The organism is Sphingobacterium sp. UGAL515B_05, from assembly GCF_033097525.1.
Taxonomy (GTDB): Bacteria; Bacteroidota; Bacteroidia; order Sphingobacteriales; family Sphingobacteriaceae; genus Sphingobacterium.
On record NZ_CP109907.1, the window covers coordinates 4,744,702 to 4,759,942 of the forward strand.

Sequence of the window (15,241 nt, forward strand, 5' to 3'; positions counted from 1 at the left end):
ATAGAAGATGAATACGGTTAAAATACTATTGGTTGAAGATCACATGGTGGTACGGAATGGTATTAAACTACTTTTAGAATCCGAAGGAGAATTTACAGTGATAGGAGAGGCTTCTGATGGTACGGAAGCCCTGTCTAAATTGGCGAATGGTCTAGCTCCCGATATTGTCTTAACTGATATCAGCATGGAACATATGGACGGAATGGCGCTCTTAAAAGTCATCAGTCAAAAATATCCGCAGGTCAAAGTTGTGATATTGTCTATGCTTAGTCAAATTCATTATGTGGTTGAAGGTTTTGAGCATGGTCTTTCAGGCTACCTGTTGAAAAATGTAGGTTATAATGAATTACTTTTTGGATTAAAACATGTTGCTGAAGGTGGACGCTATATGAGCGAAGAAATTAGCTTAGCCTTACTTGAACAAGTTTCTTCTGGTCAGGTTTATACGGATGTGGGCTCGAATATGATCCTCGATCTGGAAATAAATGATCGCGAGCTAGAAGTATTGGAGTTGATCGCCGACGGTTTTACAAATCTAGAAATTGCAGATAAAATCTTTTTGAGTAAGCGAACAGTTGAAGGATATCGACAGAGCTTGATTGATAAAACAAGGGTGAAGAATACCGCGGAATTAGTAAAATATGCTTTTCAACATGGCTTATTAAAAAAAAATGAGAACTATTTACGTTACTGGTGACCATGCCACAGCGGGCGATCTTTGAAAATACTACACATCCCCTTACTTTAATTTTGGTATTCTTTCTCGAAAACGGTTGAAAATAAATAGACCAGCTCCAATAATAATAAATGGTATACTAAGCAGCTGTCCCATATTGATGAATAAGGAGTCTTCAAAATGCTCTTGATTGATTTTCAAAAACTCATCCAAAAACCGGAACGAAAACAGCAAAACCAACAGCAAGGCGAAATAGTTTCCATTGTTACGTCGAAGCTTTTTGTCTTTCCACAAACGATATAATAATACGAATAATAGGAGACAAAATAATGCTTCATAAAGCTGTGCCGGATGGCGAGGTATTGTATCGATACGGCTAAACACAAAAGCCCAAGGTAAATTACTTGCTGTACCAATCATTTCAGAGTTCATTAAGTTGCCCAGGCGAATGCAAGCCCCTGCTAAAGGAACGACTAAAGCAATCCGATCCGCAACCCAAAGAAAAGGAAGCCCCTGTTTTTTTGCAAATAAATAGATCGCAATCAGGATACCTATACCTCCACCATGGCTTGCCAGCCCACCTTCCCAAATGGCCATTATTTTTAAGGGATGATCTAGGTAATAACCGGGGTCGTAAAATAATACGTGCCCCAATCTAGCACCAATAACAGTACCTAAAACGATATAAATGGTTAGCTGATCTAAGAACTCGCTTGACCGACCTTCTTTCTTAAATAATGAACCTAATACCTTATAGCATAATACAATGCCCAATAACCAAAATAGTCCGTACCAGCGAATAGGGTGTTCAATAATTGGAATAACAAAGATGTCACTATCTATATTCCAGTTTATGTAAGTTAAGATTAGATTATTTACCATATGACTTTTTAGCGTGATGCTCCATCGTATAGGTATGTGGTAAGGGTATTTCGTTACACACTTTGATGAAAAAACACGAAATTCTCTTTATTGATGCAAATATTGAGTCATATACTGCGATTATTAAATATGAAATTTTCGTTGTTTGACCAATTTGTATGTTTGTGGGGAGTAAAAGGAAATTAACTATCGCCGAGTTCCATAATTGCGACCGGTGTTTTTATTGGAGAAGAATATTAGCATAAGTATCAGCCGGGTTAAATACTTTTGAAAGTATATCTTGTTTTTTTGATAATATTCCGATATTCGACAATTGATAACATGATATAGACAGCATCTTGCATATTTCTTTAATAGCTGTTTACATCCTGTGAAAGCTTATCCTAGTTAATGAACGAGGTTATGGAAAAATATAGGCACCTTCATGTAAATTTAAACAGATAGTTATTTTCTGATGATACGAAATTTGACAAGATTTACTTTTTGTTTTTTATCTCTCGTGCTCATGGCACAGTTACACTCTTGTCATCAAAGTGACCAACAGGCGTCTAAAAATAATACGCATAGCGAAGATAACTCACTTGATTTAACCTATCAGGATACGTTATTTAAATTTCTCGCATTACAAGATTTTAGGGATCAATCTATTATAGCAAAGAAGATAGCGGAGTTTGCTCAGGATAAGTATTTTAATAATTCTGGTTATAACTGGATTTTTTTAGCCTACAACTATTTGTTGGACGATAAAATAGATTCAATAGAAATTGCGCTGAAAAACCTTGATGGAAGAAAGCTGTCTCCAGATTTGCTTGTTCTGAAGGATTACTTTAAAATAAGGGCTAATTTTAGTTTTAATGATGTAACTACTATTGGCATCATGGAACAAATTATCGATGCTAAAGAATATGCGTTAGAAAATAAGAGTAGGTTTAGCTTTCTTTTTTTCAATCTATTGGCTAATGCAAATTATCGTCGAGCTGACTATAACCAGGCGCTCAAAGATAACGAGTCATGGTATCATTATCATCCCAATAGATCCGATGCCCGTGTTGCGCAAGCGTATCAGGAGATCAAATTTATGCAGTATATTGAATTGCATGATTTTGAGAAGCTAAAAGCAACACTGGATAGCTGCAAATATTACGCAAATAAAACGGCCGATTCTGCTATCATTATGCGCATGTATAATTTACAGGCGCAGTATTTCTTTAGCATAGGGAATAGTCGAAAAGCGGTAGAGGCATCCCAAAAATATTTTAATTATTTATCTTCAAGCAAGGCACTCAATGCCTATGCGTATGCGAATTTGGCAAAAAATTTTTTGAATAATCATCAAGTTGACTCGGCGATCTATTATTTTAATGCTGGATTGCAGTTTATCAAAACCCATAAAGGCAAGCAAAATAAATTATTCTATTATCAGAATCTACAAGTAGCATACGCATTAAAAGGAGATTATGAACGGGCTTATTTTACCTTGGATTCGGCTTATCAGGATTATAAAAATAGCACAAAAAGTATTGAAAATGAACGTATCAATGAGATCAATACACGGTATGAAACTGAAAAAAAGGATCAGGCTATTAAGCTTTTAAAAACAACAAATGCATTCAACCATAAGATTATGGTCCAACAGCGCTGGATTTTTGTTATTTTATTTGCGCTGATCTTTAGCATTGCATTCTTCCTTTATTACCGGAATAAACAAAAGCTATTGAAAAATATTAATCAGCGTATAGTTGCCGAAAATAGACAATTAATTTTAGAGCAGAAGACGCGACAAAACCAGCTTAATCCCCATTTTATTTATAATGCTATCGCTAATTTGCAAGGTTTGATCAGTAGTGAGCAAAAAGCAAAGGCAAATCAGTACCTCATCTTATTGTCCCGTCAAATTCGTGACATACTCGAATTAAATAGGGAAGAGTATATTTCTTTGGATCAAGAAATTAAATCATTAAAGAATTATATACTTTTACAGCAGATGCGCTATCAAGATGTATTTGATTTTGAAATTGAGAGCGGTAACTTGGATGTTGATGATGTCATGATTCCCCCTATGTTGATTCAGCCTTTTGTTGAAAACGCTATTGAACATGCTTTCAAAAATTTGAATTATCGTGGACAATTGCAAATTCTTTTTAATCAGGAAGCAGATCAATTGCATATTGTTATCAGTGACAATGGCTGGGGAATGCAATCTTATCAGAAAAATAATGCACACAAGACCTCTCTTTCACAAGTTATCACGAAAGAGCGCCTTGAGCTTTTGTTTAACGATCCTCAGCAAAAAGCAAGGATTGAAATAAAGCCCAATTATAGAGAAGATAAAAGTGGATATCGCGTAGAACTCTATATCCCACTCGTTTTATATTTTAATTAAATACGTGAAATTATGAAAGTTTATATTCTTGAAGATGAGTATAATATCTATTTGTACATTAAGTCTTTATTGGATGCTATTCCTTATGTCCAGATCGTTGGTTATAGTCCATCAATCGCCCAGGCAGAACGTGAGTTACTTGTATCTAATCCGGATCTTATTTTAGCTGATATTCAATTGAAAGATGGATCAAGCTTATCCTTCCTCTCAGAGCTGAAATTGGACATAAATACAATCTTTATAACCGCATTTAACCAATATGCGATAGAAGCCCTTAATATAGGCGCTATTGCCTATTTATTAAAGCCTTTGGTTCCGGAACAATTTATAGAGGCTATTGAAAAATGCTATAAGAAAAATACAGAGTTTAGATTCAATAGCATGCAATTAAGTATGGCCGAAAGCTATCTGAAGTCACCAGTTAGACCAAAGAAAATAGCACTACGTACATTTGAATACACTCAGATTGTGAATATCGATGATATTCTTTATTGCCATGGAGATAAGGGGTATACCACATTTTATATTAAAGAAAATAAACCGATGATGGTTTCGAAAGTCCTCAAGCACTTTGAAACTATGCTTCCTGAATCCGAATTTATTCGTTGTCATCAATCTTATTTAATCAATGCAAACTATATAAAAAAATATTTCAAGGATGGCCAGATAGAAATGTCCGATGGTTAAATGATTCCTGTTGCGACAAGAAAAAAAGATGTTATCCAGCAATTCTTGAATGATATATAAGGCTTGAAGTAACAAGGGCTCTACGATTCTAAGTTCTGTTGTTTGTACTAAAAAATGTAGCATTCTCTTTTATTGCTAAAATAATTAGTATTATATTTGTGTGTAATATTAAATACGAGGGGCTATGATGTTAGAAGATAAACAGGCTTTGATCAGCAAACTTAAAAAGGACTTGCTTGCCTGGCAAGGGATACCTCAAAGGTCAAATGATGCAAGCACGATGGGTTTGGGACCATTGGAGAAAGCTTTTCCGAATGGCGTTTTTCCTAAAGGGGTAATACACGAGTTTGTGAGCTTTAACCGCATGGATAGTGCTGCATCCTGTGGGTTTATTGGTGGTCTCCTTGGAAAACTTATGCAAGCTGATGGGAATTGTATTTGGATAGGCTCCATTCAAACGGTATTTCCAGCGGCAATCAGATCATTTGGGGTTGATCCAGCATCGATTGTTTTTGTTTCTATGAAACGGGAGAAGGATGTGTTATGGGCGATGGAAGAAGCGTTGAAATGTCAGGGCATAACAGCCGTGCTGGCCGAAATACATCAGCTGGATTTTGTTCAATCGAGGCGCCTTCAACTTGCCGTAGAAAAAAGTCGGGTTACAGGGTTTATACTTCAACATAACCCAAAAATCTTGTTGGCGACGAGTTGTGCGGCACGTTGGAAAGTCACTTCTTTACCTAGTCAATCGGATGATGGATTACCTGGTATTGGCTATCCCTGTTGGGATGTAGAGCTCCTCAAGGTAAGGAATGGAAGTCCAGCCAAAGAGCAAATAACCTGGTCTCCACAGGGGTTTAAAACATTTTCTAAAAAGGAGATACAGGTAAAAGACTGGAATTATAACTACCAAAATCTTGGCTAGTCATGAAAAAAAGATTTGCCTCACTTTGGTTTCCTCATCTGAAAACAGATTGGCTCACTGTTTGTAAACCACATTTGCAAAATATTCCCTTTGTATTGTCCATCGCCGCTCAAGGAAGATTAATCGTCAGTGGGAGTAACTTATTAGCGGAGCAAGCGGGGGTGCATTCAGGAATGGCCATAGCGGATGCACGGGCATTTATTCCATCACTTAAAATAATCAATGAGCAAGCTGGATTGGCTGAAAAGTTACTCCATTCGATAGCAGAGTGGTGCATCAGGTACACACCACAGGTTGCATTAGATACGCCCGACGGTATCATCCTGGATATTAGTGGTTGTGCTCATCTTTGGGGCGGGGAGGCGGCCTACTTAACAAGTATTGTCTCGAAATTTAGACAACATGGTTATGATGTACGTATGGGGATTGCTGATACCATTGGGGCCGCATGGGCGGTAGCGCATTTTGGACACGAAGATATCATTATAAATGAACAGGCGCAGTCGGAAACGCTTTTTCCATTAAGTCCTGCCGCATTACGATTGGAAGATGTTCAATTGAAGCGGTTACAATCGCTTGGATTACGGTCAATCGGAAGTTTTGCAAAAATGCCACGTTCAGTGTTGCGTAGAAGATTTGGCGATAGTTTACTGCTCCGACTGGACCAGGCCATGGGATTGGAAGATGAATTTGTTATTTCTATAAAACCCATCTTACCCTATGAAGAACGTTTACCTTGTTTGGAGCCTATCTGTACAGCAAATGGTATTGAATTGGCTTTGGAAGATTTATTAAACAAGTTGTGTAAGCGTTTGTCGGGGGAGGGTAAAGGATTACGTGCAGCCGAATTGAATTGTCATCGCGTGGATGGAAAAATAGAGACCATTACTATTGAGACTAATCGTGCTACTGCTCAGGTTAAACATATCCTTCAATTATTTGTCCTAAAGATTCCTCAAATTGAACCGGCATTGGGTATTGAATTATTTACCTTGGGCGTATCCAAAGTTGAGACGGCAGATCCTGTTCAGGAAAATCTTTGGAACAATAGAATTGGTCTCAAAAACCCGACGGTTACCGAACTTTTAGATCGTTTGAAAAGTAGGGACGCCAATTGTGAGATTTCACGCTATGTTCCATCTGCGCACTACTGGCCCGAACGATCCATGAAAATAGCGGCTAAAATGGATGAGGTTGCAGCCGTTGACTGGCAAACTGCAAGGCCACGTCCAACACGACTATTGAAGATCCCTGAACGTATTATAGTCACAGCACCCATACCCGACTATCCCCCCATACTGTTCCGTTATAAGGGAGATACCTATACTATAAGGAAAGCAGATGGCCCCGAACGTATTGAACGCGAATGGTGGATTGATCCTGGTGAACATCGGGATTATTATGCGGTGGAAGATCTGCAAGGTCGGCGCTTTTGGTTATATCGCGCCGGGCATTATGACGGACAGGCAGATCAATGGTTTATACATGGTTTTTTTGCATAAGGTTAGTGTATGGTATATTGTGAATTACAGATAACAAGTAATTTTAGTTTTCTCGAAGGTGCTTCTCATCCGGAAGAACTGATCGAGCAAGCGGCGCGATTGGGGTATAATTCTGTTGCAGTAACTGACCGCAATAGCCTTGCTGGAATCGTCCGTGCACATATGGCTGCAAAAAAAGCCGGTATACGACTGATTCCTGCTTGTCGTCTAGATTTAAAGGATGGGCCAAGCTTATTGGCATACCCGACAGATAAAGAGGCTTACGGACGGCTTTCAACATTGTTAACTGTTGGAAATCTAAGGACGGAAAAAGGAAAATGCGAATTGTACAAGAATGATGTGTTTCAATATGCTGAGGGGATTATATTCATTATTTGCCCACCTGAAAAACTAGTGGTCGGTTTTGAGCTTGAGCAGTCATTTATAGCGTTTGTACAGGAATGTCAACAGCGTCTACAGGGTTGTCTTAATCTAGGAATAAAAAAACTCTATCGTGGTGATGATGCTAAATTATTGTTTAGAATAAATCAGTTGGGCGAACACCTGGCTATCCCGCTTGTTGTACTTGGAGATGTATATTATCATGTACCTGAAAGGCGTGAATTGCAGGATATTTTAACCTGTATTCGTGAAAAATGCACAATACATACGGCTGGATTTAATTTATATCCCAATGCAGAGCGCTATATGAAATCAATAACTGAAGTTGAACGCTTGTTTAGGTTGTACCCTGAAGCTGTAGAACAGAGTGTAAAAATTGCCAATGCCTGTCGTTTTTCCTTAGATGATTTGAAATACATCTATCCAGATGAATTATCAGCTCATGGTCGGACTACACAGGAAGAGTTAAGTTATTTAACTTGGGAAGGTGCCCGTAAACGATTTAACGGAGATATCCCGGATGCAATTCGCGAAACGATTCAAATGGAACTTGATTTTATCGAACGCAAAAATTATGCTTCTTATTTTTTGACGGTGTATGATTATGTTCGATTTGCGAAGGAAAAGGGAATTTTATGTCAAGGGCGTGGATCTGCAGCAAATTCAACCGTATGTTACTGCTTAGGTATTACTTCTGTTGACCCGTCAAAATACAGGCTTTTATTTGCGCGATTTATGTCCGATGCACGCGATGAACCACCAGATATAGACGTCGACTTTGAGCATGAGCGCCGTGAGGAAGTCATCCAGTATATTTATGAGAAATATGGCCGCAATCGTGCTGCTATTGTAGCAACTGTCACACAGGTACGCTCCAAAGGGGCTATACGTGATGTTGGCAAGGCGATGGGGCTTTCCATGGATGCTGTAGGGCGTTTAGCAGGGGGCGTGAGTAGCCATTGGGACGATTATATCAATTTGGAACGTTTGGTTGAACAGGGCTTTAATCCTGAAGACCAACATTTGCGAAAAGTTCTCGAATTGACACATCAGTATATTGGCTTTCCACGTCAATTGGGGCAGCATACAGGCGGATTTGTTATTACGCAAGGTAATTTGCATGAGCTTTGTCCCTTAATAAATGCCCGCATGGATAATCGGACAAATCTCGAATGGAATAAAGATGATCTTGAAGCACTCGGCTTTCTAAAGGTTGATGTACTTGCTTTGGGGATGTTGACCTGTATTCGCAAAGCTTTTGATCTCGCTAAAAAGCATTATGGAAAAGAGCTTACTCTGGCTGATATTGGGGCAGAGGATGATCCAAAGGTTTACGATATGATCTGTCATGCAGATACTCTAGGTGAATTCCAGATCGAAAGCCGGGCCCAGATGTCGATGTTGCCGCGATTAAAACCACGGGAGTTTTATGACCTGGTCATTGAGGTAGCTATTGTGCGGCCTGGACCGATACAAGGGGATATGGTGCATCCCTATTTGCGCCGTCGAAATAAAGAGGAAGCTGTTGATTATCCCAGTACAGAGATCCAAACCATTCTTGAAAAAACCTTGGGGGTTCCTCTTTTTCAGGAGCAGGCCATGGAAATTGCCATAGTCGCTGCCGGATTTACTCCTGCGGAAGCCGACGAATTGCGGCGTAGCATGGCTACATTCAAAGCAAAAGGACAGGTATCTGCTTTTCACAAAAAAATGATCGATGGTATGGTAAAAAAAAACTATACGGAAGAATTTGCCAATAGAGTTTTTAAGCAATTGGAAGGTTTTGGGAGTTACGGTTTTCCAGAGAGTCACGCAGCGTCTTTTGCCTTATTGGTGTATGTGTCCTCGTGGCTTAAATATTATTATCCTGATATTTTTGCGGCATCCTTACTCAATAGTCAGCCCATGGGCTTTTATCAACCTGCTCAAATTGTTATTGATGCGCAGAAACATGGCGTAAAAGTACGTCCTATTGATATCAATCATTCTTCATGGGACAATACCTTAGAAGGAGAAATTGGAAAACCGCATGCTCTTCGATTGGGGTTACGTCAGATCAAAGGATTCTCAATGGATGAGGCCGTTGTGTTGACTCAAGGTCGGCAGTCTGCCTATTCATCCATTACTGGTATGATGGATGTTGGACTATCTCTTATTGCGTTGGAGAAATTAGCTGATGCAGATGCCTTTACCTCATTAGGTATTGATCGTCGGCAAGCGCTTTGGGAAATTACAGCCTTGGGTGATCGGCCGATTGCATTATTTGAAGGTCAAGCGTCTGAAAGTGTCATGGAGGGGCAAATCGAATTACCTTTGTTAACCAAAAGCCAACATGTTGTGGCTGATTACGCAAGGACCTCGCTATCCATTAAAGCACATCCAGTGAGTTTCTTGCGCGGAAAGTTCGACCTTCTCCATGTTGTGCCAACAGCGAAATTAGCATTCTTAAAAAATGATATGCCCGTGAAAGTATGTGGGTTGATTACTGTTAGGCAACGTCCAGGAACCTCTAAGGGTGTTTTATTTATCACTATTGAAGATGATACTGGTTTTTCAAATATTGTCGTTTGGAGTAATGTGTTTGAAAAATATCGAAAAGAAATCCTTCGGGCAAAACTCCTTATGGTTGCGGGCAAAATCCAAGTTGAAGGTGAAGTTATTCATGTAATAGCGCAACGATGCTTTGATATGTCAGGTTTGTTAAAAGATCTGACAACAGATGGCGACAATGCTGCAGGTATTTTTCATAAGGGAAGAAATTTTCATTGATCTCTCATTTATTAATCTCATTTTTGAAAAAATAAACATTTATCCTCCAGTAGGTAGGCACGTTATAGGATTTAAAAGGTATGACCAAGAATATTATCGTTAATACGATCGAAATTGATAAAGCAACTATTCGTGAATTCATTAAACAGGGTGATGTAAATGCTGCTATTGATCTGATTGCCACCCAGGCAAATGTAAAGTATAAAACTGCCCGGGATATTGTGGAGATGTTTAAAGAAGACCATATTGATCTTTTTGATGGTAAAGACCTGTTTTTGTTTGATTATGAATTGGTTGAGCATCGCGGCGATTCGCAGGAAGCAGATCACAAAGGATTTACTTTTTTGGAAGTAGAAACAAATGAACGTGGCCGAACGAGTATTTGGAAGGCACTTTTTATCTTTTCTGTCCTTGCCCTGTTGGCTTTCGTTATCTTAAATTATGTTGTGGGTTTTAATCAAATAGGGCATCATATCTCAGAACTTACGCAGCTATTCGATAAAAATGAAGGCTCAGCTGCCGCTGATACTGATACATCCAAACAAAGTATTATATTAAGTGCTGGTATCACCCGGGTGGGTGATGTTGAAGACCTCCATCCCGTAGATACAAATCTCTTACCATTGGATGTGAGGCAGGCCGAAATAGCGCGAATACATCGGGCTCAGTTCGATCAATTGAAAGCAGCAAAACATTCACCAACGGATGAAGATGCACAGATCGCTCTAATTCACCTTACAAATGGTCGGTTGACTGATGTTATTATTCAGCAAAAATTAACTTTAAAAATAGGGAAGTGCTATGAAAATTCGACCATAAAAGATAAGGGTACTTGCGTGAGTTGTATGATATTACTTTACAATAGGGAGAAGAAAAGCTGGCAAGAAGCTCCCAATGGGGAGAATTTCCTGCGTAATGCCTATGATTTCTATTTGCCCAGCGGTTCAGACTTATGGGAAGCCGGCCCGCTGAGTATGTCCATTCCTTATGATTATGCTTTAGTAAACAAATATAAGGAAGCAGATTAGCTGCCTTAATTCATCCGGCTGTTATAAAGCCCCATTGCAATGCTGAACCAATTTAAGTGCTATTTTACCTTTTTTGAAGGTAAATAAGCTATTGAATATACGACAAATAAGAGTAATATGACCGATAGTGCGATCGAATAGCCATAGGCCGATGAGATATTCTGCCAAATAAGAAATTTAGTCCCTTTCCCGTGAAGGAATACCCCGACAATAAATGCGATTCCTAAGCATATAGATAGTTGTTGTACTGTGAGATAGATGGCAGATCCTACAGAGATTAGTTTTTCGTTAAGGTCTTTTAATGCTAGTGTCATTAATGCCGGCAATACACTACCGCAGCCAATACCATAAAAAAAGAAGAGCGCATGTATTTGATTGCTATCTATGATCATCGTATTGAAAACGAAAAGATGAGACAGCAAACCCAAAATCATTATTCCTAATCCATATAGGACAATGGTCTTTCCGTGGCGCTGTATTAACTTGCTCACAATAACACTTGCCAATACGTAACCAATACCCTGAAAAACAAAGGCAATTCCTGTCATTGTTGCCGTATAATTCTTTTGATTTTGAAGGTAATTGGAGTTGATAATAAAATATGCATCTTGGACCATATAATAGGCTAAAGCGGCTAGAAGGCCTAAATTGAAAACCCGATTATTAAATAAGGAGAAATTGAGTAGACTAGAACGGCCCGTTTGTTCTAATTTACGTTGTTTTTTTAGAAACAACAAGACAAGAACAATTGCTGTTCCCAATAGCAGTAATGACCAGCGTGGCCATTTCAACTCAGGTCCCATGATTAAAGGGAAAATTATTCCCATTAAAAGCATAAACAATGTTATCATAGGGATAAAAGATATCTTAGATTTTCCAGTAACCTGATCATTGAATGTATAGCGATAGACAGCAAAGTAGGCAAGTACCCCAATGGGAACATTGATTAAAAAAATAAGACGCCAACTTTCATGTATCCACGTCTGATCCGGAAGAATTCCGCCTAACAATTGACCTATTACTGAGGCAATACCTGCTATACTTCCATAGATGCCCAAAGCCATCGACCGCTTCTCGGGATTTTCAAAAAGTAAGGTGATCAATGCGATGCCCTGTGGAACCATAAGGCCAGAGCTAATCCCCTGGATCAATCTTCCAGCCAATAAAATGTAAAGATTATTTGCTAGGCCACATAAAAGGGAGGCTACAGTAAAAAATGCCATCCCAATTAAATATAATTTCTTCTTTCCATAATGATTTCCGGCATTCCCAGCATTGATTAGAAGACTTGCATACCCAATAATATAAAGTATGATAATCCATTGCGTATCACTGTCTCGTAGATGTAGTCCATGTTGAATTGTGGGAAGGGAAACATTAATAATAAAGAGATCTATGACAAATAGAAATATACCAGTTGAAAGGAGGAAAATATGAAGTAAATCTTTAATTTGAAAGCGCATATAGAAAGTTTTTAATAATTTTATGGTTAAAAATAGCGTGGATATTTTCTACAATCAAGTAGTTATAAATTATGTACTTGGTATGTTTTTATGAACTAATGGTCAGTATGAGGTGATTATGAATGAAAAAAAAAGTGAAAATTTTGGCGCCTGCTGTGATGTCAATGGAATTTTTAAGATAATAGGTGGAAAATGGAAAGTTTTGCTCATTAAGGCTGTTGCGAAACAATGCCCCAAAAGATTTGGTGAGCTACGACGGGAAATGGAAGATCTGGCGCAGACGACATTGACTGTTCAGCTCCGTGAGCTCGAACGCGATGGTATTTTATGTAGACAGATTTACGCTGAATCGCCACCACGCGTGGAATATAAACTTAGCGAATTAGGTAAAACTTTACTGCCGGTCATTGAAAGACTTGATGAGTGGTGGTCAGATTACAAACGCGAAAGGGGGTAGGCGTTTAGCTTATCCCTTCTCGCTCCTCATTTTTGCTGATGCCCAATAAGACAATTGTACCGATGATAAAAAAAGTTCCTATCCAGTCTGTTTCTCTAAATGGCGTATTTAACCACAAGACAGCTAATAGGGCTGCCGATAGAGGCTCGGCAGAAGCCAGAAGACTTGTCTTTTGTCCACCAATAAGCTTAACAGCTGTTAGATAAGCATAAAAAGGGATTAGTGTGCCGAAGACTACAATAAAAGCAGTGTAGCTATAGGTATATATATCCCAGATTCCATCAACCTCCCAAGGAGGTTTGACAAAGCAAAAAACGAAACCTCCCAATAGCATACCCCAACCGATAACGATTGCCGCATTATACTTGTTTAACAAGTGTATAGGTTGTAGTGTATAAAAAGCAAGCGTAACAGCCGACATTAAACCAAAAAATAATGCGAGCGGAGAAATCGAGAGAGAACCAAAATTCCCATGTGTGACTAAAAGAAATGTGCCCAGTATAGCTAAAAGTATGGCCAGGCAGGCAACTTTCGAAGGGAATTTTCTCTTGTTCAACGCCATGTAGATTGCGATCAGGACCGGACCAGTATATTGTAGTACTGTTGCGGTAGCAGCGTTGGAATAATTTATGGCGGCAAAATAAGTATATTGGACGGCTAATACACCGAAAATACTGAATAGAAAAAGTGCTAAACTATCTTTACGATGACGCCAAATCTGCCAAATCTCATTTTTCTTGTGTATTCCGGCCAAAAGCAATAATACAATACCTGTTACAAGCATTCGTACCGTAATAAGCCATTCTACGTTAACTGCCCTTTTCTGAAAAAGAAATTGGCCAAAAGTACCCGATACCCCCAAAGAATAGCCGCCCCGATTGCCAAGAGGAATCCTTTCAAAACATGGTTTTTCATTGTTTTATCCGAACTAAATTTGATACGAAGTCTTGCTATAGCAAAACCTCTGCGTCAGTGATCCCTTTAGTTGATAGGTCGGAGATGCTCCGAAGCGTTCTTTGAGAAATTTCTGTTAATGCTTCTGTTGTAAAAAAAGCTTGGTGCGCCGTAACCAAAACATTCGGATAGCTCATCAATAATTGTATTGTTTCATCTTCAATTATTGTGGTCGATAAGTCTTTAAAAAACAACTTTTCTTCTTGTTCATAAACGTCAATACCTAATAAGCCAATTTTCCGTTCTTTAAGCGCTTTAATAGCATCACTGGTATGGATTAGATTGCCTCTGCTTGTATTAATAATTGTTACCCCATTTTTCATCTTATCCAATGACTCCTTATTAATAAGATAATGGTTCTCGGGAGTAAGTGGGCAATGAAGAGAAATGATATCTGATTCTTCAAAGACTTCATCCAACGATCTGTAATTGACACCTTGTGCTGCAAGCTGCTGGTCTGGGTATAAATCATAGGCAATTACATTTGCCCCAAATCCCAATGCGATTTTGATAAAGGCTTTACCTATTTTTCCTGTTCCGATAACACCAATTGTTTTCTGATGCAGGTTAAATCCCAAAAGTCCATTCAATGCAAAATTTTGCTCCCGTACGCGATTATAGGCTTTATGTGTTTTACGATTCAATGTCAATAACATGGCCATGGTGTGTTCAGCTACCGCTTCAGGGGAATAGGCGGGCACTCGACAAACTTTTATACCAAATTCCCTGGCCGCTTCCAGATCAACGTTATTAAATCCAGCGCAACGCAAGGCGATCAGCTCAACTCCTTTTTGAGCAAGTACTTCGATCACTTGCCGGTTGAGTTTATCATTGACAAATGCACAGACTACCTTCTCATCTTCAATCGCATTGACAATGTGCGGGCCTAAGTGCGTTTCATAAAAATTAAACTGAAAGCCATAGGTGCTATTTTCTTGCTCAAAAAATAATTTGTCGTATGGTTTTGTCGAAAAGAAAGCGATTTTCATAAAATTGTTTGTTACGTAATAGTATCGCATAAATATACGGTATAAATTGCTTATTTGGAACCGCAATGCGGGATGATTTTCTATTATTATAGTATAATTTGCTTTAAAATAGCTTAAATTAGAACAATCACATGAAAACTAGTAT

12 protein-coding genes and 1 pseudogene are annotated in these 15,241 nt (G+C 38.7%); 8 read left to right on the plus strand and 5 right to left on the minus strand.

What is annotated here, in order from left to right; genetic code table 11:
- The first annotated feature begins 7 nt into the window (after positions 1-7).
- Positions 8-697 carry a response regulator transcription factor gene (locus tag OK025_RS19505; RefSeq protein WP_317666315.1) on the plus strand — a complete coding sequence of 230 codons (690 nt, stop codon included), beginning with the start codon at positions 8-10 and terminating at the stop codon, positions 695-697.
- Positions 698-739: 42 nt separating this feature from the next.
- Here OK025_RS19505 and lgt read toward each other — a convergent pair whose 3' ends face one another.
- Positions 740-1,558, minus strand: a complete 819-nt coding sequence (gene lgt / locus OK025_RS19510) for a prolipoprotein diacylglyceryl transferase (RefSeq protein WP_317666316.1) — start codon at positions 1,556-1,558, stop codon at positions 740-742.
- Positions 1,559-2,063: 505 nt separating this feature from the next.
- Here lgt and OK025_RS19515 point away from each other — a divergent pair.
- The 6 genes from OK025_RS19515 (at position 2,064) to OK025_RS19540 (ending at position 11,233) form a co-directional block, all read left to right on the plus strand.
- A complete protein-coding gene (locus tag OK025_RS19515; protein WP_317666317.1) occupies positions 2,064-3,941 on the plus strand; it encodes a histidine kinase in 1,878 nt (625 codons plus the stop codon).
- A gap of 12 nt (positions 3,942-3,953) precedes the next feature.
- The gene (locus tag OK025_RS19520) at positions 3,954-4,628 is read left to right on the plus strand and encodes a LytTR family DNA-binding domain-containing protein (RefSeq protein WP_317666318.1); all 675 of its coding nucleotides are present in this window, start codon (positions 3,954-3,956) and stop codon (positions 4,626-4,628) included.
- Positions 4,629-4,812: 184 nt separating this feature from the next.
- The gene (locus tag OK025_RS19525; protein ID WP_317666320.1) at positions 4,813-5,553 is read left to right on the plus strand and encodes an Error-prone repair protein ImuA; all 741 of its coding nucleotides are present in this window, start codon (positions 4,813-4,815) and stop codon (positions 5,551-5,553) included.
- A 2-nt stretch (positions 5,554-5,555) separates the two neighbouring features.
- Positions 5,556-7,055, plus strand: a complete 1,500-nt coding sequence (locus OK025_RS19530) for a DNA polymerase Y family protein (RefSeq protein ID WP_317666322.1) — start codon at positions 5,556-5,558, stop codon at positions 7,053-7,055.
- A gap of 9 nt (positions 7,056-7,064) precedes the next feature.
- Positions 7,065-10,205: an error-prone DNA polymerase gene (locus OK025_RS19535; protein WP_317666323.1), complete on the plus strand. Its 3,141-nt coding sequence runs from the start codon at positions 7,065-7,067 to the stop codon at positions 10,203-10,205.
- Between the two features lie 80 nt (positions 10,206-10,285).
- Positions 10,286-11,233 carry a hypothetical protein gene (locus tag OK025_RS19540; RefSeq protein ID WP_317666325.1) on the plus strand — a complete coding sequence of 316 codons (948 nt, stop codon included), beginning with the start codon at positions 10,286-10,288 and terminating at the stop codon, positions 11,231-11,233.
- A 59-nt stretch (positions 11,234-11,292) separates the two neighbouring features.
- Here OK025_RS19540 and OK025_RS19545 read toward each other — a convergent pair whose 3' ends face one another.
- Positions 11,293-12,696, minus strand: coding sequence for an MFS transporter (locus OK025_RS19545; protein ID WP_317666327.1), 1,404 nt, complete (start codon positions 12,694-12,696; stop codon positions 11,293-11,295).
- A gap of 118 nt (positions 12,697-12,814) precedes the next feature.
- Between OK025_RS19545 and OK025_RS19550 the strand changes: the two genes are divergently transcribed.
- Entirely contained in the window at positions 12,815-13,153 is a 339-nt protein-coding gene (locus OK025_RS19550) for a winged helix-turn-helix transcriptional regulator (protein WP_083663640.1), read from the plus strand.
- A gap of 4 nt (positions 13,154-13,157) precedes the next feature.
- Here the strand turns inward: OK025_RS19550 and OK025_RS19555 are convergent, their stop codons facing one another.
- The 3 genes and pseudogenes from OK025_RS19555 to OK025_RS19565 all read right to left on the minus strand — a co-directional run bounded on the left by OK025_RS19555 (position 13,158) and on the right by OK025_RS19565 (position 15,096).
- Positions 13,158-13,715 (minus strand): DMT family transporter, encoded by a 558-nt coding sequence (locus tag OK025_RS19555; protein ID WP_317669778.1) that lies wholly within the window; start codon positions 13,713-13,715, stop codon positions 13,158-13,160.
- Positions 13,692-13,952, minus strand: a pseudogene (locus OK025_RS19560) (EamA family transporter); the annotation flags it as partial. The pseudogene OK025_RS19560 and the gene OK025_RS19555, both read right to left, overlap by 24 nt.
- 151 nt (positions 13,953-14,103) lie before the next feature.
- Entirely contained in the window at positions 14,104-15,096 is a 993-nt protein-coding gene (locus OK025_RS19565) for a 2-hydroxyacid dehydrogenase (protein WP_317666329.1), read from the minus strand.
- Positions 15,097-15,241: the final 145 nt, after the last annotated feature.